At 32.4% G+C, this 21,450-nt stretch carries 18 protein-coding genes; 4 read left to right on the top strand and 14 right to left on the bottom strand.

Annotation, left to right across the window (positions count from 1 at the left end):
- The first annotated feature begins 281 nt into the window (after positions 1-281).
- The gene (locus Q0829_RS23200) at positions 282-1,253 is read left to right on the top strand and encodes a hypothetical protein (protein ID WP_298547428.1); all 972 of its coding nucleotides are present in this window, start codon (positions 282-284) and stop codon (positions 1,251-1,253) included.
- Positions 1,254-1,846: 593 nt separating this feature from the next.
- Here the strand turns inward: Q0829_RS23200 and Q0829_RS23195 are convergent.
- From Q0829_RS23195 to Q0829_RS23165, 7 genes are all read right to left on the bottom strand, one after another.
- Positions 1,847-3,232: a S41 family peptidase gene (locus tag Q0829_RS23195; RefSeq protein WP_298547426.1), complete on the bottom strand. Its 1,386-nt coding sequence runs from the start codon at positions 3,230-3,232 to the stop codon at positions 1,847-1,849.
- 165 nt (positions 3,233-3,397) lie between these two features.
- A complete protein-coding gene (locus Q0829_RS23190; RefSeq protein ID WP_298547423.1) occupies positions 3,398-4,528 on the bottom strand; it encodes a helix-turn-helix domain-containing protein in 1,131 nt (376 codons plus the stop codon).
- A gap of 70 nt (positions 4,529-4,598) precedes the next feature.
- Positions 4,599-5,465 carry a cupin-like domain-containing protein gene (locus Q0829_RS23185; protein ID WP_298547420.1) on the bottom strand — a complete coding sequence of 289 codons (867 nt, stop codon included), beginning with the start codon at positions 5,463-5,465 and terminating at the stop codon, positions 4,599-4,601.
- Between the two features lie 41 nt (positions 5,466-5,506).
- A complete protein-coding gene (gene bioB, locus Q0829_RS23180) occupies positions 5,507-6,610 on the bottom strand; it encodes a biotin synthase BioB (protein ID WP_298547417.1) in 1,104 nt (367 codons plus the stop codon).
- A 102-nt stretch (positions 6,611-6,712) separates the two neighbouring features.
- A complete protein-coding gene (locus Q0829_RS23175) occupies positions 6,713-7,873 on the bottom strand; it encodes a beta-ketoacyl synthase N-terminal-like domain-containing protein (protein ID WP_298547415.1) in 1,161 nt (386 codons plus the stop codon).
- Between the two features lie 86 nt (positions 7,874-7,959).
- Positions 7,960-8,670, bottom strand: a complete 711-nt coding sequence (locus Q0829_RS23170; protein WP_298547413.1) for a LytTR family DNA-binding domain-containing protein — start codon at positions 8,668-8,670, stop codon at positions 7,960-7,962.
- Positions 8,660-9,841, bottom strand: coding sequence for a sensor histidine kinase (locus Q0829_RS23165; protein WP_298547411.1), 1,182 nt, complete (start codon positions 9,839-9,841; stop codon positions 8,660-8,662). Before Q0829_RS23165 ends, Q0829_RS23170 begins: the two co-directional genes overlap by 11 nt.
- Before the next feature lie 118 nt (positions 9,842-9,959).
- Between Q0829_RS23165 and Q0829_RS23160 the strand changes: the two genes are divergently transcribed.
- The 3 genes from Q0829_RS23160 (at position 9,960) to Q0829_RS23150 (ending at position 12,458) form a co-directional block, all read left to right on the top strand.
- Positions 9,960-10,907: a hypothetical protein gene (locus Q0829_RS23160; protein WP_298547409.1), complete on the top strand. Its 948-nt coding sequence runs from the start codon at positions 9,960-9,962 to the stop codon at positions 10,905-10,907.
- A 63-nt stretch (positions 10,908-10,970) separates the two neighbouring features.
- On the top strand, positions 10,971-11,408 hold the full coding sequence (locus tag Q0829_RS23155) for a cytochrome c oxidase assembly factor Coa1 family protein (RefSeq protein ID WP_298547406.1): 438 nt from the start codon (positions 10,971-10,973) through the stop codon (positions 11,406-11,408).
- A 27-nt stretch (positions 11,409-11,435) separates the two neighbouring features.
- On the top strand, positions 11,436-12,458 hold the full coding sequence (locus Q0829_RS23150) for a hypothetical protein (RefSeq protein WP_298547404.1): 1,023 nt from the start codon (positions 11,436-11,438) through the stop codon (positions 12,456-12,458).
- A 65-nt stretch (positions 12,459-12,523) separates the two neighbouring features.
- Here the strand turns inward: Q0829_RS23150 and Q0829_RS23145 are convergent, their stop codons facing one another.
- The 7 genes from Q0829_RS23145 to Q0829_RS23115 form a co-directional block, all read right to left on the bottom strand.
- The gene (locus Q0829_RS23145; protein WP_298547401.1) at positions 12,524-13,291 is read right to left on the bottom strand and encodes a hypothetical protein; all 768 of its coding nucleotides are present in this window, start codon (positions 13,289-13,291) and stop codon (positions 12,524-12,526) included.
- Between the two features lie 133 nt (positions 13,292-13,424).
- Complete coding sequence (gene bioA, locus Q0829_RS23140) at positions 13,425-14,690, bottom strand: adenosylmethionine--8-amino-7-oxononanoate transaminase (protein ID WP_298547400.1); 1,266 nt, start codon at positions 14,688-14,690, stop codon at positions 13,425-13,427.
- Positions 14,687-15,328, bottom strand: coding sequence for a dethiobiotin synthase (bioD, locus tag Q0829_RS23135; protein ID WP_298547397.1), 642 nt, complete (start codon positions 15,326-15,328; stop codon positions 14,687-14,689). The genes bioA and bioD overlap by 4 nt, the downstream gene beginning before the upstream one ends.
- 14 nt (positions 15,329-15,342) lie before the next feature.
- Positions 15,343-16,497 (bottom strand): pyridoxal phosphate-dependent aminotransferase family protein, encoded by a 1,155-nt coding sequence (locus Q0829_RS23130; RefSeq protein WP_298547455.1) that lies wholly within the window; start codon positions 16,495-16,497, stop codon positions 15,343-15,345.
- 183 nt (positions 16,498-16,680) lie between these two features.
- On the bottom strand, positions 16,681-18,021 hold the full coding sequence (locus Q0829_RS23125; RefSeq protein WP_298547394.1) for a DEAD/DEAH box helicase: 1,341 nt from the start codon (positions 18,019-18,021) through the stop codon (positions 16,681-16,683).
- A 39-nt stretch (positions 18,022-18,060) separates the two neighbouring features.
- Positions 18,061-19,551, bottom strand: a complete 1,491-nt coding sequence (locus Q0829_RS23120) for a reverse transcriptase family protein (protein WP_298547392.1) — start codon at positions 19,549-19,551, stop codon at positions 18,061-18,063.
- A gap of 264 nt (positions 19,552-19,815) precedes the next feature.
- Positions 19,816-21,447, bottom strand: a complete 1,632-nt coding sequence (locus Q0829_RS23115) for an SWIM zinc finger family protein (protein WP_298547390.1) — start codon at positions 21,445-21,447, stop codon at positions 19,816-19,818.
- Positions 21,448-21,450 lie beyond the last annotated feature (3 nt).

Raw genomic sequence — 21,450 nt, 5'->3', positions numbered from 1 at the left:
TGCACTATTAAATTGTGCGTAAAGATATTATTATTTGTTTTTATCAATTTGCACACGCAAAAAGAACCAAAACACTTGAAAATCAAAATCTTAATAAAATAAACAAACAATCGATATTCTGAGAATATCCAGACGATTTTCCTGAATGTCTTATTACAACATTTGTTAAGACCCTACACACTATTCTACATTTGTACCAATCAAAAAACAAACGTTACGTAACAAAAGGCGAATACCGAAAAGCCTTATTAATAGAGTAGGTAGAAAAACAAAACACTTTTATGAAAACATTATCATTTTTAAAAATCGGGGCTGTCCTATTTTTTTTGTCACTTTTCACTTCTTGTTCTACCGAAGACTTCGAAAATGAAGAGAATATTACAAATGTAGAATATCAGGATGCAAAATTATTTTTAACGGAATATTCTAAATCTATCAAGGATAATATTAAAAATGTCGATGACCTTAATGAGGAAATTGCAAAAACATTAAATTACAACGAACAGGACAATAATTTACCTGTTTTGTCTGAGGAAGTTTTAAATACAGAATCTTTAGCAACGGATTTAGTTTATGTAAATACCTTACCTGGAGAATTTCGCAACTACTCTTCTGATCATAAAAGTTTTTTTATCGAATACATTAACGCATTAGGAAAAAGTTACGATAATGAAGTTCTTAATACTATTGAGGAATACAAAAACAAATTAGAAACTAAGAAAACATCTTTATCAGCAGATGCATATAAAGAATTAGATCTGCTCTTATATGCTTCCGAACTTGCATACAACGATTATATAGAAATCGATTCTAAATCATTCAATAATAGTTCAAAATTATATGCTAAAGGAGGTTTTTGGGGATGCTTTGCAGGCAAGGGTAAAACTATTGGAAGAGGAATTGCCGGAGGCGCAATTTTAGGAGCTATTAGCGGTGGTACTGTAGGCGCTCTTGGAGGAACTGTTGCCCTACCAGGCATAGGTACAGCTACTGGTGCAGTAGGAGGAGCTGTGTTTGGTGCTGCATTGGGAGCAGTAAGAGGAGGATTAATGGCGGCAGCTTGGTCAGCTGCTGATTGTGCCATACAATCTAGCAGTTATAGAGGAACTTTGGATGCTTATATTGCCCAATATGGTCCAATTAATGGTCCTAAATATTTCAAACCATTTGCAAAACTGTATCTAACGCCTAGTGAATTACCTGGAGATTTAATCAAACTCACAAATCTGAATATCATTGATTTTGATCTTTAGAAAAAAAAACTTGTTTTGAAAAAAAAATCAAATAGCCTGAAAATTTTCACTGTTATTTATACAATAATTGTATTTCTATTGTTTTTTTATTTGTTCTTCTTTTCTGAACGATCAGACAGACCTATAGCTATTGAAACAATACTAAACAATATATATTCTCCAAGCCTTTATTTAGCAATACTCTTTGCTACTATTGGAACAATATTATTATCGTATCATTTAATTAAATATAGTTTTTTCCATAAGGAATAAAATCATTTTTAAACTTCAATTTTTCTAAACTATTTATGCGAGTTCAATCTCGATAATTATTACAAAATATATATCTCTAAAAGTTCAGGAGATAAGAATAAACAAAGATTAAGATATGTTAAAACAAATTTCTGAATTAAGATAAACACTAAAAAGTAAAGAATTAAAAACAATCAATGGCGGTGGAGGTCCAGGTGTAAACACTTGTCGTACCGAAATGGATTGTGACTACGGAAGAGGAATATGTAATGGGTTTTACTGCATTTACGAAATGGTATAATTCTTTTACTAATAATCCCGCAATCAGTAATTGCGGGATTATTTTTTTATAAATAAAACTATCAGTTACCACTACTCAGCAACTCAACCGCTCTATCTATTCCACTATCCTTTTCCTCATTAAAATCATCGTTGGAAAATAACGGAACTCTATTCTCTTCAGTGGGACCAACTCCAATTGCTTCATAAACTACACCTTGAGCATCACTATACACCTCATTAGACAATCCTATTGATGCTCCATTTGGCAACACATGAACCAAAATATCAGAAAAAACACCATTTGTATTATCTCCTACGATAGTTACATAAGGTAAATCTTTCATACAAAGTGTGAAAATTTCTGCAGCACTAGCAGTTAATGGGCTTGTTAGTAATACAATGTCATCCGTAAACTGAAAATCTCCTTTAGGGGTTACAGATATAGAGGTGCTTTCTGTAAAACTATTTCCTAATCTAGCTTTTTTAGAAAAAGCAGGCCGTTCTTGATCAACAAATCGCGATGCTATTTCTACAGATACCATATCATATCCTCCACCGTTAAAACGAGTATCGATAATCAATTTAGACACTCCGGAATTCTTAAAATCATTCATCATTCTGTCTAAAACAGTATTTAGCGTTTGTAACTCCATACTTTCATTAGCGCTATAACCTGCCATACCAAGGATATTAACATATCCAATATCATTATTTAGCATACCCCAAGCAATATTTTCGCTTTCATCTATCTCAAACTCTCCTCCAAAATATTTTAGTGTTATCACCTCTAATCGTTGATTATAAAGTCGATCATAATCTTCTCCTGAGTCAATAATTAAATCCCCACTTAAGCTTGAGTTTAATCGTTCTAATAAGCCAGGCAAACCAGCATCTATACCAATATTATTTTCTTCATCATCTATAATAACATGACCATCATTGAGTAATAATACAAGTTCTCCTATAATTTCATAAAAATTCTCAGAAGTTACATGTTCTCCTAGGTTTTCGTATTGTGACCAATCCACATTTCTTGTTTCGAAAAAAGCATAATAATCATTGAAGATATTCCAGAAATGATCAAAATTTACCTTTGGATCCTCTGTTTGAGAAATTTGATCTGATAAACAAAGCTCATTTTGATTTTCAAGTCTTGTAAACTTAATATCCGAAGCTATTAATTCTGAAACACCTATTAATTCATTAACATTAACTACATCAAATTGAAAACCCGCAAATTCTTCTTCGTTAAAATTAGCATCGGCAATTGAACATCCATAGGTATTCACATTATACAGGATATCCTGATCATCCGTAAATTCAATTATATAACCTTTATCCGCTGCTAACCAAAATCCATTTTTAGTTCCTTCTACAACTATCGGTGTATCATCATCGGATTGACACCCTATTAGAAACACCAAAATGAAGCCTAAAAAATACTTTTTAAAAAAATCTAAAATCATACTATTACGTTTTAAGAATTATACCACTATTGACAATTAAAAAATCGATCAGTTGCACGAAGTCATAAGGAACGATAAAAGCCTATGGACCTAAATAAACATTGCTCCTGATTGGGATCAAAACTAGATAGTACACGGAGAATCAATGTTCGGAAATATGAAGATTTAAAAAATCAGTACCTTTTTCTGATTAGTTTTAAACTGGTTTGGAGTTAACCCAGTTTCCCTTTTAAACGAAGTATAAAATGTAGTTTTAGACTTGAAACCTGCTTCTAATCCTATTGCTAATAAACTATATTTATCAAATTCTTCATTGAGTATCATATCTTTTACCTCTTTTACACGATATGAATTAATATACGCTGTAAAATTCTTTTTAGTTATGTCATTTACAATTTGAGAAAGATATCCAGAACTTATGTTTAAAGTTTCTGCAATCATTTCTTGATTCAAATTAGGATCTCGATAGATATACTCTCTTTGTAATAAATTTTCCAATTTTAGGAAGTATACATTGTTTTTAGAAAACGAATGTTGAGAAGCTGAAACTTCTGGTTTTTTAACCTTTACGTCATTATTACTAATACTCTTTCTTATGCTAGTAAGTTTTAATGAGTAAATTCCATTGTACACAATCCAAAATATAAATAAAGATGCTCCGGAGCATATTATAGAAATTCCAATTTCATAACCTAAACCAAAAATCATATCAATAATGTCTATCAAGACCCAAGAAGTAACTAATGAAACCTCCCAGACACATAATCTTTTTAGCCATTTGCTATTTTGATGACCTATGTACCTTTTATTTTTGAGAATACTATATGCCCAAATTGCAATCACAAAATTAAAGGAATAATAACCAAACTCTTGGATATCAAAAATCCAACCATAAACCAACTCTTTATATTCCCATGAATAAGAGTACCATTCATAAACGTGTTCTAAATTAAAAACAACATTTACGATCACAGAGAATAAAAACGGGATGTATAAGAGAAAAAGCTTCTTGCTTTCTAATAGCTTATGGTTAATTGATTTTAATATATAATAAAAGAAAAAAACTGGAAACAAAAATATCCATTCTATATCGTATAAAATTAAGAATTTAGGGTGTTGCTGATATACCTGTAGTGTATCTAGATATACATTAAACATTAAGAAAGCCAAAATTAAAATTGAATATCCTAAATATGTGTTTGTTTGGCTTTTAAAGTATGGGGAAAACAAAATCGCAAAACCAAAAAGAAATCCTTGAGAAACACTTATTAACAAAATAATATTCGCAAATTCCATGCCTAGATATTGTATGATCTTCTTTTTATAAAGACAAAAAGAAATCAAAAGAGTTGCAAGGTTTCTCTAATTAGCAATTACATCTCCTATTGGTTCTTTTGATAGCTACTTCATTTTTATAATTCATCCATTTCTGACCACCAATCCTACGCATAGCATTATCAAAATATCGCATAAAGAAAATATTGTATGCAGCTTTGTTCATATTTCCTAATCTAGTAGCCATTGCTCTAATGCTCATAGAAAACCCTGGTGTAAGGTATGTCATCTGATGCCAGTATCCTTCTGGCATGTAAAGTGTTTCTCCGTGTGTGAGATTTGCTATGTACCCTTTAGCTTTTTTAAGGGCCGGCCATTTTTCTAAATTAGGATTTGTAAAATCAATATCCTGATGTGCAATTAGTGCATGAGGTACTTTATACAGATATTTAGTTTCGGATGGAGGAAATAGTATACATTGTTTTTCTCCATGAAAGTGAAAATGAAGGATATTACCTAAATCAATATCATAATGCATAAATACCTTAGAACCTTGGCCTCCAAAAAAAAGAAATGGCATTTTTTTTAGTAACCTCAAACCGATATTAGGGTATTTATAATCTTCTCTAAGTTTTGGTACTTCTTTTAATAAATTATATAAAAAGATTCTGTAATTAGTAGGCTTTGAGTTTAACAAATCTACATACTCGCTCATTTTCATGCTTGTATGCGGTTCGTTAAATTTAAACTCAGAGTTTATTGGTCTATCATCAAATAAGGGCACTTCTTTATCACCGGCTACCTCATTAATATACTCTAGGTTCCATTTCTTATAAGCTGGCCAATCTTCTATTAATCTCTTAATAACCACTGGTTTCTGTGGTATAAAATATTCTTTAAGAAATTCTTCTTTAGTGATTGACTCAACTCTTGGTATTTGCTCTAAATTTAATTCCACTTACTGACTATGAAATAATTCTAAAACCTTATTTTCAAGGATTATTTGTTAAGTAAAGCTTCTTTCCCTTTTTGCTTAGCTGCTTCGTTCTTTTCGATAGTATGATCTGGTCTTGACCATTTAGGTTTTTCACCTTTTGCTTCATACTTAGAATCTTCTGCTTCTACTGTATCAGGTTGCGCCTTTTTAACAAATGGTTTTTGAGGATTTAGCCCTAGTTTCTTAAACATCTCCATATCTTGATTTACATCAGGGTTAGGAGTGGTTAATAATTTATCCCCTGCAAAAATTGAATTTGCTCCTGCAAAAAAGCACATAGCTTGTCCTTCTCTACTCATTTCTGTTCTTCCTGCGGATAATCTTACTTGAGTTTGTGGCATTACGATTCTAGTAGTAGCTACCATTCTGATCATATCCCAAATTTCCACTGGTGTTTGATCTTCCATCGGAGTACCATCAACAGCAACTAGTGCATTAATTGGCACCGATTCTGGTTGCGGGCTCAATTTTGCCAAAGCCACTAACATTCCTGCTCTATCTTCTGATTTCTCCCCCATTCCTATAATACCACCGCTACATACGGTTACGTTGGTTTTTCGAACGTTATCAATAGTCTGCAAACGATCTTCATAACCTCTGGTAGAAATTACTTCTTTATAATATTCTTCTGACGTATCTAAATTATGATTGTATGCATACAATCCCGCTTCTGCAAGTCGTTGCGCCTGATTTTCTGTAATCATTCCTAAGGTACAACAAACTTCCATCTCTAGTTTATTGATAGTTCTCACCATCTCCAACACATTATCAAACTCTGGTCCATCCTTTACATTACGCCAAGCAGCTCCCATACATACTCTAGAGCTCCCAGAAGCTTTAGCTCGAAGTGCCTGTGCTTTTACTTGCTGTACACTCATCAAATCATTACCTTCTATATCTGTATGGTATCTTGCAGCTTGAGGGCAATACCCACAGTCTTCTGGACAACCTCCTGTTTTAATAGATAGCAATGTAGAAACTTGAACTGTATTAGGATCGTGATATTCACGATGTACAGATGCCGCTTCATAAAGCAACTCCATTAATGGTTTATTGTATATATCTAATATTTCCTGTGATGTCCAATCGTGTCTAATAACGCTCATAAATCAATGGTATGTGAATTTTCAAAAGTAATTGTTTAAAATCAAAAAACACAAATTAGCTTTATCAAATTCGATAGTTTTAATAACAATCTATATTCACTTTTATGGTAGTTCTAATAAAATACTAACCGCATTTCCTCCAAATCCTACAGCATTTACCATAATTTTATTCAACTTTTTGGGAATTACTTTATGATCTACATAAGGGACTGGTATAAATTCCTGATGTTTCATCATTAAAATAGCTAACTCCATGCTTAAAATTCCACTCGCTCCAAATGTGTGACCAATTTTCCATTTATTGGTTGTTAATGCTGGGGTCTGATCTCCGAAAATAGTTTTAATGGCATTATATTCTGCCTGGTCACCCTTTACAGTTCCAGGAGCATGCAATACTATTGCATCAACTTCTTTTAAATCGGTTGTTCTTAGAGCCATTTTCATAGACCTCTGAAAACAATCCGCCTTTGTAGATATTGATATATTATGTGTTAATGCTTCTGTAGCGTATCCAATACCTGAGATTAATGCCAGCGCATTTTCTTTAATTCCATTTTCTAAACAAGCAACACCTGCTCCTTCTCCTAAAAACATAGAATTTCTGGTTTTATTCCAGTTCATCGCTTGACAAGGGTAGGCTTCTTTTCTAACTGAAGCATAAATCTTAAGAGCTTTCATCTGGGCAATCGTAAAAGGAGTTAGTGGAGCTTCACTTCCTCCTACTAAAAACTTATCGCTTAAACCAGACTGAAGCCAAGCAATACCATTTAGTACTGCGTGCAAAGCAGTAGAACACGTAATAGAATGACTTATATCCGGACCTTTAGATCTTAAATCCTGTGCAATCCAAGAAGATATATTGCCCAAAGTAGTAGTGGGTGAGCTTAATGTAGATGATTGATTGGTCTCTAAAAATTCTTTGTGATACTTCTCAAAAAGACCCGTTGCTCCTCTAGAAGAGCCAACATTAATCCCGTAATTAAATTCTCCTTCCCAGTTTGCATCTTTTATAGCGTTTCTTGCAGCGAAAACTGCAAATAAAACAGAATCATCCAAACAAGCATACTGAGAATTCTCGTCTTTAAGTTTTTTGATCTCTTGTTTTGTCACCGAATTTAACTTAGCAACAGGAGCTATACTACCCGCAAAATCTTCAAAAGTAATCTGATGTGATGATTGTTTATATAAATTCCAGATCTCCTCAGATGAAATTCCTAGAGGGGATATAGATGAAATTCCAGTTATCGATATTGGGTTTTGCAACACTTAATTTTTGAACAAATGTAGGGGTTTGTTCTCGCATGTTCAACTGTTAATTTATTAATTGATATAGGACCATAATTATCAAATTACTTTTTGATTTTTAGATGAGAATATACTTTTTCCTTATAGCTAATTCCAATAGGAACTTCTATAAGACCTAGTTCTATATCATGCTGTGTATAGGCTGTTATTTTATCTAAGTTAATAATGAAAGATCTATGAATTCTTAAAAATGATTTTTTGGGGAGTACTTTTTCAAAATCACTGATTTTATATTTCGTTTGTATCTCTTTTGTATCCGTATATATTTTTATATAATCCTTTAGACTTTCTATATACATAATGTCATCAGGATGTATTTTATGATATTTATTCCCAGTTTTTACAAATAAACATTCTTCTGTAGATTCCATATTTTTTTTAGAAAACGAAAACGTCTCTTGTTCATTTCTAAAAAAACGTTCTATTGCTCTAAAAAATCTTTCGAAAGTAATAGGCTTCAGCAAATAATCTAAAATATCTAAATCATACCCCTCTAATGCATATTCCCTGTATGCTGTGGTAATGATAGTTCTCGGAGGTGTTTTTAAGGTTTTTAGAAATTCTAATCCTGTAATGTTTGGCATTTTTATATCTAAAAATAATAAATCAACCTGCTCTTTTTTTAAAATCTCCAGCGCTTTGATTGCGTTATTGCAAGTAGCAACTACCTCTAAAGAATCTATTTTAGAAATATGATTTTCTAGCAACCGGATTGCCAGCGGTTCATCATCAACAAGTAAACATCTAGTTTTCATCAGTAATTTCTATTTTCAACTCGACCACAAATAAACCTTTCTGGTTATTATTTATTTCTAATTTATATCGGTTATCATATAATAAATCTAACTGCTTTTTGATATTAGCAAGTCCGATTTTCTTTTTTTGACTATCATCTGGTACAGCATCAACAGTATTAGAGATATTAAATATAAATAATCCATTAGTATACCTAATCAAAATATTGATCTTAGGAGAACCGCTATCCTCTCCAGCACCGTGCTTAAAAGCATTTTCTACAAAAGAGAGCAGAATCAGTGGTGCTATATTTATATCTTTTTCTATATGTTTTTCTAGAGTCACTTGTAATCGATCATCATACCTCAACTTTTCTAGTTCTATATAGTTCTCCAACATCTTTACATCAGCTCTTAACGAACCATATTTATCCGTGCATCGGTACAAAATATAATCCAGAATCTCAGATAATTTTTCAATAGAGTAAGCAGTTTTTGAAGAGTTTTCTAACGCTAGAAGGTATATATTATTCAAGGTATTAAACAAAAAATGAGGGTTTAGTTGTGCTTTTAATAAATTTAATTCTGTTTCAATTTTTTCTTTATCGATTTGTAACGTTTTTTGTTTAGCCTCTATATAATGAATAAAGAATTTTATAAAAAGAAACCCTAATACCACAACATAAATAGGAGTGAAATATTCTGATAATAATTTCTTCCAATCCAATACTATTTCTACTAAAGATTCTCGTCTATAAGGTAACGTTCTGGTAAGGGTTTCTGAAACATGAATAATTAAATATCTTGCTAAAACAATAGTAATGTATACAATCAAAAACAGAAATAATATATATAGGAACTTCTTACTACTAACAATATATTTTGGAATCCAATAATATGCTAAAAAATAGGATCCGATTAGTTGCGGAATTAAAAGACATACCTGACGAACCCAGGATGTATACAAAGTATGTTCATCAAGGATTCGATCTCTTGCAATAAAACTTAGTACTACTACAACCCAAAAAATCAAATGCTTAATCCATTCTTTTTTCTGTATTCTTTCTATTAGTTTTTCCAAAAAGATCCAATCAAAAACCATATAATCTAAAGTAATCAATATGTCTAGATTATTTTTAATTATCGACGAATAACTCCATAAAACTGATGAATTGTCGAGTTTTAATGACAAACATAATTGGTCTTTGAAAACTACTTTTCTAGGCATTTACTTATCTAAGTAATCGATATCAAAAAATAATAGACTATAAATTTTCAATTTTTGATAAAACATTAAAATTTATATCAAAATGAAACGAATAGTATACCTTATAATTTTAGCTTGTGTATCTTTTACATTTAGTCAAAATAAAGAAATTTCAATCCAAGAAGGTCCGGGAACATTTACCGTTAAAGGAGGTAAAGGAAATGAAAACAAAATCATTACTGTTTATTATTACAAACCAAAAAAATTTAACCCCTCATCAAAAGTACTATTAGTCATTCCGGGGTCTGGCAGAAATGGTGATAGTTATCGAGATAGTTGGATTGAGGAATCGGAAAAGCATAATATCCTAATCTTATCTCCCAGTTATCCTGAAATAGCATATCCATATGAAGATTATCATCTGGGAGGAATTGTCAAAGATGTAAATACCCGCGAAAGCATATCTTTTATTGAAAACACAAATCAGGTCTATCTTGATGAAGACAAAACTTCTATCCAACTAAATCTAGATAAAACAACATGGATATATCACGATTTCGATACCATATTTGAATCAGCGATAACTGCTCTAAATAGTTCTCAAAAAAGTTATGATATATTCGGGCATTCTGCAGGAGGGCAAATATTGCATCGATTTGCTATTTTGCATACCAAATCGAAAGCAAATAGAATAATTGCTGCAAACTCCGGCAGTTATACATTAACTGACTTTGACACAAAATATCCGTTTGGTATAGAAGATCTTAATCTTTCAAAAGAAAATTTGAAAGAAGCTTTTTTACAAAAACTAACAATTTTTGTTGGAGAATTAGATAATGAAAATGAAACCGGCGGAATTTTACTGCGCTCCAAAACTGTTGATAAGCAAGGATTACATAGATTGGCAAGAGCAAAGTACTTTTTTAAAGTTGCCAAATCAAAAGCCAAAGAAATGGGCTATCTATTTAATTGGGAACTAAAAGTAATTCCTAATGTTGGTCATAATATGAGAAAAATGGGTGACGCGGCGGGAAACTATCTTTACGAATAAATATATCTTGTAACAAAACAACAGAAATCCATACCTATAGAGTAAGAAAAAGCACCGTATATCATGGCAGAACACACACAACAAAAAAGTTGGTTTAGTAGAAATTGGCCCTGGGCAGTGCCTTTAGGAGGCTGTCTTACATTAATCATCATATTCTGTGTCTTTTTAGGCTCTGTTATATTTGGATTCTCCAAAGCATTTACAAACTCAACACCTTATCAAGATGGATTTATAAAAGCACAAGAGGATGAATATGTAGTTCAAATGCTGGGAGAACCCATAGAAACCAATGGTATTATGAATGGTAGCTTACTGTTTGAAAATAATGAAGGTTCTGTTGATATTTCTATACCTATAAAAGGTCCTGAAGGAGAGGCAACAATCTATGTTGTCGGCACAAAACAAAATGATATATGGACATATTCTGAACTCTATGTAATTATTGACAAAACCAATGAACAGGTTGATTTATTATGGGGAGAAGGTCAAAAAAATGAATAAACTTTTTTTAATCTAAAAGAGTAATTTATGACTAAAAGATTAAACATAGCACATTCAATTAGTGTATTTGGATTTCCTTTATTGATCATTACTTTAATGATTGCAATTGCGAAATCAAAATTATTTGAATTAAATCCAGAACTTTTATCAATAGGGATTACTGCGGATCTTCTTTTTACGGTTCCTTTTATCTATTTTCTATTAATCAGAAAAAAGAACATCCCAAAAATCACGGTCATATCACTATTCGTTTTAGGAATTGTAATAACAACATTTATTATTCCTAAAGAAAACCAGGTGTTTTTGGATCAAATTAAAACTTGGTTTCTACCTTTTTTAGAAATTGGTGTTTTTACATTTATCTTATTTAAAGTAAGAAAAGTTCAAAAATCATATAACACTAATAAAAAAGAGGGTAGCGATTTTTTCTCTACTTTAAAAATTACTTGTAAAGAAATATTACCTGAAAAGATAGCTATGTTACTTACCATGGAAGTAGCTGTTTTCTATTATGGTTTTATCTCCTGGAAGAAAATCAAATTACATAGTAACGAATTTTCTTATCATAAAAATAGTGGTACTATATCCGTTTTAATAGCACTAATTGCAATTATTGCAATAGAAACATATGTACTGCATATTCTTCTTAGTAAATGGAGTATTGAAGCGGCCTGGATAGTAAGTGGATTAAGTATTTATTCTGGAGTTCAGATCTTTGGATTTTTAAAATCAATGTTTAAAAGACCTTTTTCAATCGAAAAAAATACAATTCATTTACGATATGGAATCTTAAGCGAAGCTACAATAGATATTAATAATATAAAATCTATCGAAATTTCTTCAAAACCTATTGAATTTAGTGAAACTACTCGAAAACTATCTCCATTAGGCGAATTAGAAAGTCATAATATGATTATCAACCTGAAGAAAGAAAATACTATAATCGGACTTTATGGAATTAAAAGAAAATTTAAAACATTAGCCTTTTATATTGATGAGAAAGAGAAATTCAAAGCTCAGTTAGATAAAAAAATTTCATTATCAGAATAAAAAAAAGAGATTAGCTATTTACTAATCTCTTTTTTTAAACATTTTTTTAAGACTCCTAAACTACTCTATTGCTTGTAGCTATAACTCACGGTATAGACAGAAGTTGGTTCTTGATCTACAATTACTGTAATAGTACCAGAACTAGGATAATTATCCGCATCATAAACATAATCAATCTTTACTTCTCCTTCTACTTCTCCAGCTTCATTTTTGTAAACGATAGACTTAATATTATTTAAAGGAAATAATGCACGAGCTCTTAAGATTTCAGAGCTTTGCGGCATCATACTAAAATTTAACTGAACTCTATCTAATACTTCAATTAGACCAGCTGCTTCAAACGTATAGAAATAAGGGTTAGGAGTGGCATCATATGCTATTGTAGCAGTAAACTCTTCTGTTACCTCTTCATAAATACCGGTTGTCTCATTAAACTCATAACTTTCTTCAAATACTTTTATAGAAATCGGGTTGCCACTAGTATCGTATTCTAATACATCACCCGTTTCGAAAACATCATAAGGATCTTGATACAATTCGCTTAAACTAAAAGGCTCACTTCCACCTGTAACAGTTGATAATTCATTGTTTTCATATACCAAAACACCTGTATCAACTCCATTAGAAGCACTAGTTACTCTATTATTAGCATCATAATTAACTGTAAAAGTATAATCTTCTTCATCGATCTGTGCTGAATCAAATTCAACTCTTTCAATTAATTTTTTGGCCGTATCACCATTAGCATTATCAAATTCATCTGTTACAGAATCGCTATCGCAACTTGCTAAAAGAGTGATTGAAATTGTAGATAAAAATAAAAGTTTTTTCATAGTAAACTAAATTGGGTTTTATTCATTTTATTAATTAGACAATACACCATGCCTATTCTTAATAGTATCAAAAACTTGACATTTGTTACCGTGTAATTCCCAGTATTTTTCAAATTAGCTTATAACCTTTTGTTTACAAGGAAGATAAAAGAACCAGGATCGTGTCATAAATTTTATTCAATTGACCCTGAGTAATCACATATGGTGGCAATATATAGATGGTTTTACCCAAAGGACGAAGACAAACCCCATTTTTCATAAAATGATCGAAAATCTCATATCTTTTTTTACCATATCGATCCATTTCTATATCAAGATCCAAAGCATATATAACTCCTTTTTGTCGAGTAGCTTTTACTTTGGGATGGTTCTTTATTTTAGTGTCAAAGTCCGTATGAGATTTTATAATATTTTTAATATTTTTCTGAATCTCTTCAGAACCTAAAAGTTCGATTCCTGCAATCGCTACAGAACATGCTATCGGATTAGCAGAGTAGGTATGTGCATGAAAAAAAGCTTTACCAATAGAATCATCTAAAAACGCATCGTATATTTCCTGCGTGCAACTAGTTACCGCCATTGGAACAAAACCTGCTGTCAAAGCTTTAGACATAGATATAATATCTGGCTTTGTTTCTATATAATCTGAAGCAAAGTTTTTTCCGGTTTTACCAAAACCTGTCATTACCTCATCTGCAATAGTAATGATATTGTTAACGGAGCAAATCTTAAGGATTTCGTTTAGATATTTAGCTTCAAACATATGCATCGCATTTGCTCCCTGTACTAATGGCTCATATATAAATGCTGCCACATTATATGTAGAAATGATTTCTGATAATTTATTTATAACCTCTTCAAAATTTTCATTATTCGGAGTTGGGATTCGTTGTACATCTATAAAAAAATCTTCAAAAGGTCCATTATATACTGACAATCCAGATGCAGACATGGCTCCGAAAGTATCTCCGTGAAAACCATCGTTAAAGGCTATAATCGTATTTCTCTTCTCACCTTTATTAAAATGATACTGTAGCGCCATTTTAATTCCCACCTCATTTGCAGTGGATCCGTTATCCGAGAAGAATATTTTTTCTTGATTTTGCGGTAATATTTTGATCAATTCTTCAGAAAGATGAATGGCTGGTTCATGTGTAAATCCAGCAAAAACAATCTGATCCAGATTCCGCATTTGCGTATTTACCTTTTCTATAATATATGGATTACAATGTCCATACATTGCAGTGTACCAAGAAGCAATTCCGTCTATATATTCTTTTTCATCATCATCGAATAACAAAGCTCCTTCTGCCTTTATAATAGGCATGGCATCTGGATGAATTTTGTGTTGTGTAAGTGGATGCCAAAGATGTTTTTTATCCCTTTCTTTTAAAGTCATAATGCTTCTAAATTATCCTTAAATAGCGATGCATATTCCTTAACTACCATCGTATCAAAATAAGGTTCATTCTCGATTCTACCAATAACACTAGCGCCAGTCATTTTTTTGATAATAGCCTCTGTAGTTACATGTTCATCTCCACTAAAAATAATAGAAGGATCAAATCCTTTCTCTTGTAACAACCTTACTGTCATCAATGTATGATTAATACTTCCTAAATAGTGCCTGGAAACTACGATAACTTTATAATCAGATTTTATAAGATCTAAAATAGTATTCTCATCATTAAGTGGAACTAATAAACCTCCTGCTCCTTCAATAACGATATCATTTTTAGTTTTTGGAATTGTAATAGTATCAATATTGATTGTAATTCCATCGATCTCAGCTGCCGCGTGAGGACTCATTGGTGTTTCTAATGCATAACTGTTGGGGTGAAATCTGGTATTAGTATTACTCACTAATTCCTTTACTTTATCCGTATCAGAATATGATAAATCTCCTGCTTGAACGGGTTTAAAATAATCAGCTTGTAGTGCCTCAACTACAATTGCCGAAGCTACTGTTTTACCTACATCTGTTCCGATTCCTGTGATAAATATTTTTCTAGAATTTGTCATAGCCCTATCTGACATAATGATCTGTCAATTTAATTTTGAACAAAGGTAGCTAACAACTCTAAAACTTCTGCTATTTCTTCTTTTGTATTATAAGAATGTAAACAAAAACGTAATCGTTCTTTTCCTTCCGAAACAGTAGGAGAGAGGATAGGTTTTACATTAAATCCATTTTTTTGAAGATGCAGTGCTACTGCTTTGACATTCTCATTACCCGAAATTACACAGCAATGGATTGAAGAATTACTTTCTATAAAAAATGATTTTAGATTAACTGCTGCTACTTTTTGATTAAAAAAGTAAATATTACTTCTCAGTTTTTCAATTTCCGAGGTTATTTTTAATTCTGCATAGGCCGCTTGAATAACCGAAAGTGAATGAGGCGGTAAACCAGTTGTGTAAATAAAGCTTCTAGCAAAATTTACCAAATAACTTTTTAATTCAGATGTTCCTAAAATTACTGATCCGTGGCAACCGAGTGCTTTTCCAAAAGTATGTATCCTTGCAAAGACAGTATCTTCTAGTTCTAATTCTTGAATTAAACCGACCCCACTATTACCAAAAACTCCTGTTGCGTGTGCTTCATCTACTATAAAATGACACTTATTTTCTTGACATAGTCTAGCAAAAGCTTTTAGATCAGGAATATCTCCATCCATGGAAAAAACTGACTCGGTAACTATATACACTTCATTATCAAAGCCATCTACATTTCGACTTCGCTCAATGTGACGGCTAACATCTACCAAGTCATTATGTTTAAATTTATACGATTTAGCATTACTCATCGTTATTCCGTCTCGTATAGAAGCGTGAATAAGCTCATCATAAAGGATGATATCTCCTCTTTGCGGTACTGATGAAAAAAAACCAACATTGGCATCATATCCTGAATTAAATATCAATGCGGATTCTGAATTATGAAAATTTGCCAATATCTCTTCTGTAATAGAATACAACTCATGATTTCCTGAAAGCAGACGAGATCCAGTAGCTCCGTTTTGACATATTCCTTTTTTTTCTAATGCATTATGCGCATTATCAAAAATTAATTTTGAACCAGAAAAACCGATATAGTCATTAGTAGCAAAATCTATCAATTCATTTTGCTCTGGAAGTTTCCTTAATGCCTTATTCTCTTCCCTATTCTTAAGTTTTTTTTGAAGTTTTTTTGGAAAACCACTCATACCGTAAAAATACAATAAAATGGCTCTATCAAGATCAATTTTAAAAAACAACAACTTAACATCTTTTTAAATAATAAATTATCTATCGTGTTTTAAAAAATCTGAATAAGTAAGAAATACTGATGGTATAACCAATTATTTCATTAGTAACCGTAACCTAAGAGTAATATCTACTAAGATTGGTTATCTCTTTTTCTTCTTAGGGGTTTCTATTTTAAGAGAAGTACTATTCGTTTTTTCTGCCAGATGGTTAGCCAATATTTTTTCAATCAACTCTTCTTTTGTCAGGTGATGAAAAACAGTTTTAATTTTTTCTTTAAACACTACTGACACCTCATGATTAGGTTTAGTTTTAAATATTTTTTTAGCCCATAATAATGTATTATTTTCTTCTATACTCTGAGCGTCTGCTTTTTTAAACTTCTTAAAAGTAATTCCTAATTCTTCTGTAAACTCTTCTAAATCTTCAATTTCTTCTTTTTGTAATACCGTTAAAGATAATCCTTTGGCTCCTGCTCTTGCAGTTCTTCCACTACGATGCACATAGGTCTCATATACATCGGGCAAATGATAATTTACGACATACGATATCTCTTTTACATCAATTCCTCTGGCAGCTAAATCTGTAGCAACAAGAATATGTATATGCCCTTCTCTGAATTGACCCATTATTCTATCTCGTATGGGTTGTGACAGACTTCCATGAAGTGCCCCAGAAGAAAACTTATTAATTGCCAGATTTTTTGCCAGTTTATTAACCGCTGCTTTTGTTTTACAAAAAATAATGCCTCGCTCACCTTCTCTAGCACTAAGAAAATGCATCAGGACTTCCAATTTTTCTATGGGTTCTACCACTACATATTGATGATCAATCCCTTGATGACCTATCGTTTCCATATCCGCACTTACCTGAATCACATGCTTGGACATATAATTCTGAATCAGCTGTTTTATGGTTCCTGGCATTGTTGCTGTGAACAAAATCGTCCTTCTTTTCTTAGGTAAAACAGCAACGATTTCATCCAATCCTTCTTTTAGAGAACTAATCATTTCATCTGCCTCATCAAGAACCAAGTAATCAGCACTTGTTATATCAATCTTATCTCGTTTTATTAAATCAATTAACCTTCCTGGAGTTGCAACAACAATATGCGTAGTTTCCTTTAGACGTTCTATCTGAGGTTTAATTGGGATCCCTCCACATATCGAAGCTATAGATACGGTCGGTAAATATTTGGAAAAGGACACTAAGTTATTATAAATCTGTTGCCCTAGTTCTCTAGTTGGAGTGAGTATCACTGTCTGGATCTTTGGGGCGTCCAAATCAATCAATTGTAATATAGGCAAACCAAAAGCTGCGGTTTTTCCAGTTCCAGTCTTTGCTAATCCGACAAAATCATCTTTCTTTTGTAATAAAATAGGAATTGATTTTTCCTGAATATCTGTTGGAGTAGAAAAGTTTAAGTCCGCTAAACTCTTTTGCAAAGGAGCGGCAACTCCTAAAGTAAGAAACTGATTTGACATAAAAATATTTTCGGCAAAGATAGGTGTATAATCCTATTTTCATCCTTTATTAAAGAACGATCTTATCTTACCCAGCAATCCTTTTGGCTTAGCAACCGTTTTCACATATTGCTTTCTGTGATTGTCTTTATAATTATATCGTTCTAAAATTACATTCACTTGTTCTTTATATTTTTTACCTTTTTCTGAGTCAATTTGATTGATAAAATTAGCATACCCATGAATCTGGGATAGTAGATCTGCTTTGCCTGTCCATACCTTTCCTTCGAGTCCGTCTTTTTCTATCTGGTATAGTAGTGCTCTGAATCGTTTTAAGGATTTCTTCTCTATATTCGGTTTTTCATTAACCACTACTCCTGTAACTTCTTGTCGAACTCCTTTTTTCATCACCCGTAGCTTATCAGGATGTAGGGTGAAATTTTCTTCTCTTACAATACGACGAGAATATTTAAGAATCGTAGTAATCTGTTCATATTGCTCATATGTAGTAGAAAATGTAAGATCATCTACATAGCGCGTATAGGTAAACCCATATTTAGCTGCTAACCCTGCCAATCTATAATCTAATTTTTTACATAAAATATTAGTGATAGCTGGACTACAAGGAGATCCCTGCGGTAAAAATCGTTCACCTCTTTGTGCATAATATTCTTCTCCCAGTACAGACACTTCTAGAATCTTAGGTTCTGAACATAATAATGCAAAAATCGTTGCTACCTGATCTGAATATCCTAAAGCTTTAAATACACCTCTAATTCTGGAATAAACAATAGAAGGAAAAAAGTTTTTTAGATCTTGATTGATGACCACATCTTTTCCTACATGTGGCACCGCATTTGTTTTTATAGACCTACCTATCACACATCCATGTGCATTAGGATGCATCGTAACTTTATTAAGTATATGCTCCAATATCCAGTGCTGTGCTGCTTTTAACTTGGGCTGTGGTGCTGAAATATGTCTAAATCCTCCTGTTTTCTTCGGAATCTGAAATCGTATATAGTGGTTTACTTTTGCATTTTTTCTGGAGAATGCTAAAAATCGAAGTTGCCCAATAGTAATTCCCATAGCTTTAGCTACTTCTTCTGCAGTCTGCAATATCGGCAATCCCCCTTGTCGTAATCTATCTTGCTGAGATGTCTTATCATGTAAAGTATGTGAGTACCCTTCTCCCAGAAAAATAATATCTTTTTCTTTAGATTGTTTCCATCGATCTGCTTTCTCTTCTCGCAGTTTTTCTCTAAGTTCTTTGGTTTCTTTCTGACTTTGTTTAGAGGCTGCTTTACGCTCTTTATGTTTTTGCGCCAGAAAAGCTTCTGGATTTTCTACTAATCGTTTTTCTTTGAGTAGTTTTTGTAATTGCTTTGACAGTTCAGTTTCTTCTTTGAAATATTGATTTACGGTATCAAAATCGACCTGACCATCATTCCAAAACCCAAGACGCTTCATCTCTTCCAGAATATATTGGCTTTTAGATGATTCTTTTATTTTATCATAAATCTCTTGCTTTCTGGTTGCAGCATCTGCCATAGTTTATGGTATAAAAAAGGTAGCGATAAGATGTGTTTTTTGTCCCTTCGTACAATTCTAAAGACTGGATTGAACAACTCCAGTGAAATAGGTACTAGTGTACTATTTCACTTCGTAGAAGTCTAACCGGAAATGGTACACTAGTACCTATTTCACAAGTTAAGTTCGAGCCAGTGACGCGTTTAGTGTCTGTATGCAGGATTGGCGATCCACCAACCAAAATGCAAGGTTTTCTCTCTTATCACTACCTGTTACAAATATAATTTATTTATCCTCAAAAGCAATCCTTAGCGCTAATATATGGGCACAAGGACCTTTTGTCATTTTATTATTATAATAATAGGAACAGGAGCAATTGCCATCTACAATCCTAAGGTCTTTATCTACCTTTACCATAGGAGTATATGTTTTTTCTACTATTCCCGTAATCGTTATCTTTTCCTGATCTTCTGTATGTTTTATATCGCTTACTCCATCATCTTTTTGGGTAATCATATAAGCCTCTTTATCTGTTTCGCTAGAAAAACGCAGCGAATCGATATCTATTCCTTCTCGTTTTAATTCTCTAGCACGATATACTTTATTCTTTAGGTCATAAATCACCTTACCTGCCTGCGTAAAAGTAGTAAGAGCTTTATTAACAGTTGTGATGTCCATACCCACATCTGTCGCTAATTCCTTTTCTGTACGGAACCAATTTTTACGCAATCCTAAATAGACTGTCTGTAATGCAGAAGAAGAAACCTGACCTCTAGGTGCTAACAGATCTAATTGACTTACCTGTGTCCAATCATTTGCTGTCCATCCTGATAACCCTAATGTAAAATACATATCATTAGTAAGATGTGCTGTATAGAATGAAGGCATTCCTGTACCCAGAAGATGTACAGTGAACTTATCTGTTATAGGTAATAATCGTTCTAATAATTGAATTCTTCTCCGTCCCCATACTCGTATTTCTTTTTCTGTATCGCCTTTATATAACGATCGCGGACATGCTACCTCAATATTCCAAGGTTCGAAAACAGCTACAATAGGTTGTCCTGGTTTTAGAATATATTTAATGGAACGTGGACTTTTTCTTTCTTTATTTCGTTTTAAAATAAAAATAAAATTAGCAATATCTGCAGCTTCTAACTCAAAAGAGATTTTCTCACTTGTCATAGCAGAACTTACCTGAAGAAACCCACGTACCCAGCTATCCGGCAAATCGATCTTTACTTCTTTATAATTTTCTTCTCCTGTAGTCTGTACATCAAATCCAGAAGGATCTATCTTAAAATCCGTTTCTTTATAACTCCGTATCTTCAGAAACTCATTATACAAACTCTCGGAATAATCAATATTGGTGGTACCACATTTAAAATCACTAATATTTGTAAATACGTCATAATCACATGATAATTTACCGTATACAGACTCATCTTTACTAAAACATTCAAAAAACACCTGATCAGGATGCACAGTAATTACAGGGTCTAATACAAACCATGCAGCATAATCTCTGGTATATAAGTATTTAAAGTATTTTTGTTGTGCTTTATAAAATGGTTTAGTGATTATTTCTCGCTGCTCCCGTAATCCTTTTAATTTTCGTTGTAATTCGTTAATCTCAGAATTGGTTTTCTCTAGTTTCTGATTTGCTTCTGCAAGCCATACTTCTTCCTGGCTTTTTAACCACTCCAGATACTGTGTATTATCTTTTGGTTGAAATTTAAAATCTGCCACAACTACATCATGCAATGCAGAAATAGCTTCTCTAAACGGAATTTTTTTATGCAATGTTCCTATAAAATAAGTCGGCTCTCTTAATACATCGGGGGCAAAAGCAACATTGGTTGATGCCACTCCATTTTGCACATTACTCTTTCCTCCATATTTATAATTAAACTTCATGTG

This window comes from uncultured Aquimarina sp., assembly GCF_947492405.1.
Lineage (GTDB): Bacteria > Bacteroidota > Bacteroidia > Flavobacteriales > Flavobacteriaceae > Aquimarina.
Note: the sequence above shows the minus strand (reverse complement) of the source record. Positions and strands in the feature narration are given on the sequence as shown.

What these genes read in the sequence shown, in the direction of transcription:
- Q0829_RS23125 (WP_298547394.1), bottom strand. Translation starts at nt 18,021, where the DNA reads ATGTCAAATCAGTTTCTTACTTTAGGAGTTGCCGCTCCTTTGCAAAAG.
- bioD (WP_298547397.1), bottom strand. Translation starts at nt 15,328, where the DNA reads ATGTCAGATAGGGCTATGACAAATTCTAGAAAAATATTTATCACAGGA.
- Q0829_RS23200 (WP_298547428.1), top strand. Translation starts at nt 282, where the DNA reads ATGAAAACATTATCATTTTTAAAAATCGGGGCTGTCCTATTTTTTTTG.
- Q0829_RS23150 (WP_298547404.1), top strand. Translation starts at nt 11,436, where the DNA reads ATGACTAAAAGATTAAACATAGCACATTCAATTAGTGTATTTGGATTT.
- Q0829_RS23160 (WP_298547409.1), top strand. Translation starts at nt 9,960, where the DNA reads ATGAAACGAATAGTATACCTTATAATTTTAGCTTGTGTATCTTTTACA.
- Q0829_RS23170 (WP_298547413.1), bottom strand. Translation starts at nt 8,670, where the DNA reads ATGAAAACTAGATGTTTACTTGTTGATGATGAACCGCTGGCAATCCGG.
- bioB (WP_298547417.1), bottom strand. Translation starts at nt 6,610, where the DNA reads ATGAGCGTTATTAGACACGATTGGACATCACAGGAAATATTAGATATA.
- Q0829_RS23155 (WP_298547406.1), top strand. Translation starts at nt 10,971, where the DNA reads ATGGCAGAACACACACAACAAAAAAGTTGGTTTAGTAGAAATTGGCCC.
- Q0829_RS23195 (WP_298547426.1), bottom strand. Translation starts at nt 3,232, where the DNA reads ATGATTTTAGATTTTTTTAAAAAGTATTTTTTAGGCTTCATTTTGGTG.
- Q0829_RS23145 (WP_298547401.1), bottom strand. Translation starts at nt 13,291, where the DNA reads ATGAAAAAACTTTTATTTTTATCTACAATTTCAATCACTCTTTTAGCA.
- bioA (WP_298547400.1), bottom strand. Translation starts at nt 14,690, where the DNA reads ATGACTTTAAAAGAAAGGGATAAAAAACATCTTTGGCATCCACTTACA.
- Q0829_RS23120 (WP_298547392.1), bottom strand. Translation starts at nt 19,551, where the DNA reads ATGGCAGATGCTGCAACCAGAAAGCAAGAGATTTATGATAAAATAAAA.
- Q0829_RS23115 (WP_298547390.1), bottom strand. Translation starts at nt 21,447, where the DNA reads ATGAAGTTTAATTATAAATATGGAGGAAAGAGTAATGTGCAAAATGGA.
- Q0829_RS23130 (WP_298547455.1), bottom strand. Translation starts at nt 16,497, where the DNA reads ATGAGTGGTTTTCCAAAAAAACTTCAAAAAAAACTTAAGAATAGGGAA.
- Q0829_RS23190 (WP_298547423.1), bottom strand. Translation starts at nt 4,528, where the DNA reads ATGGAATTTGCGAATATTATTTTGTTAATAAGTGTTTCTCAAGGATTT.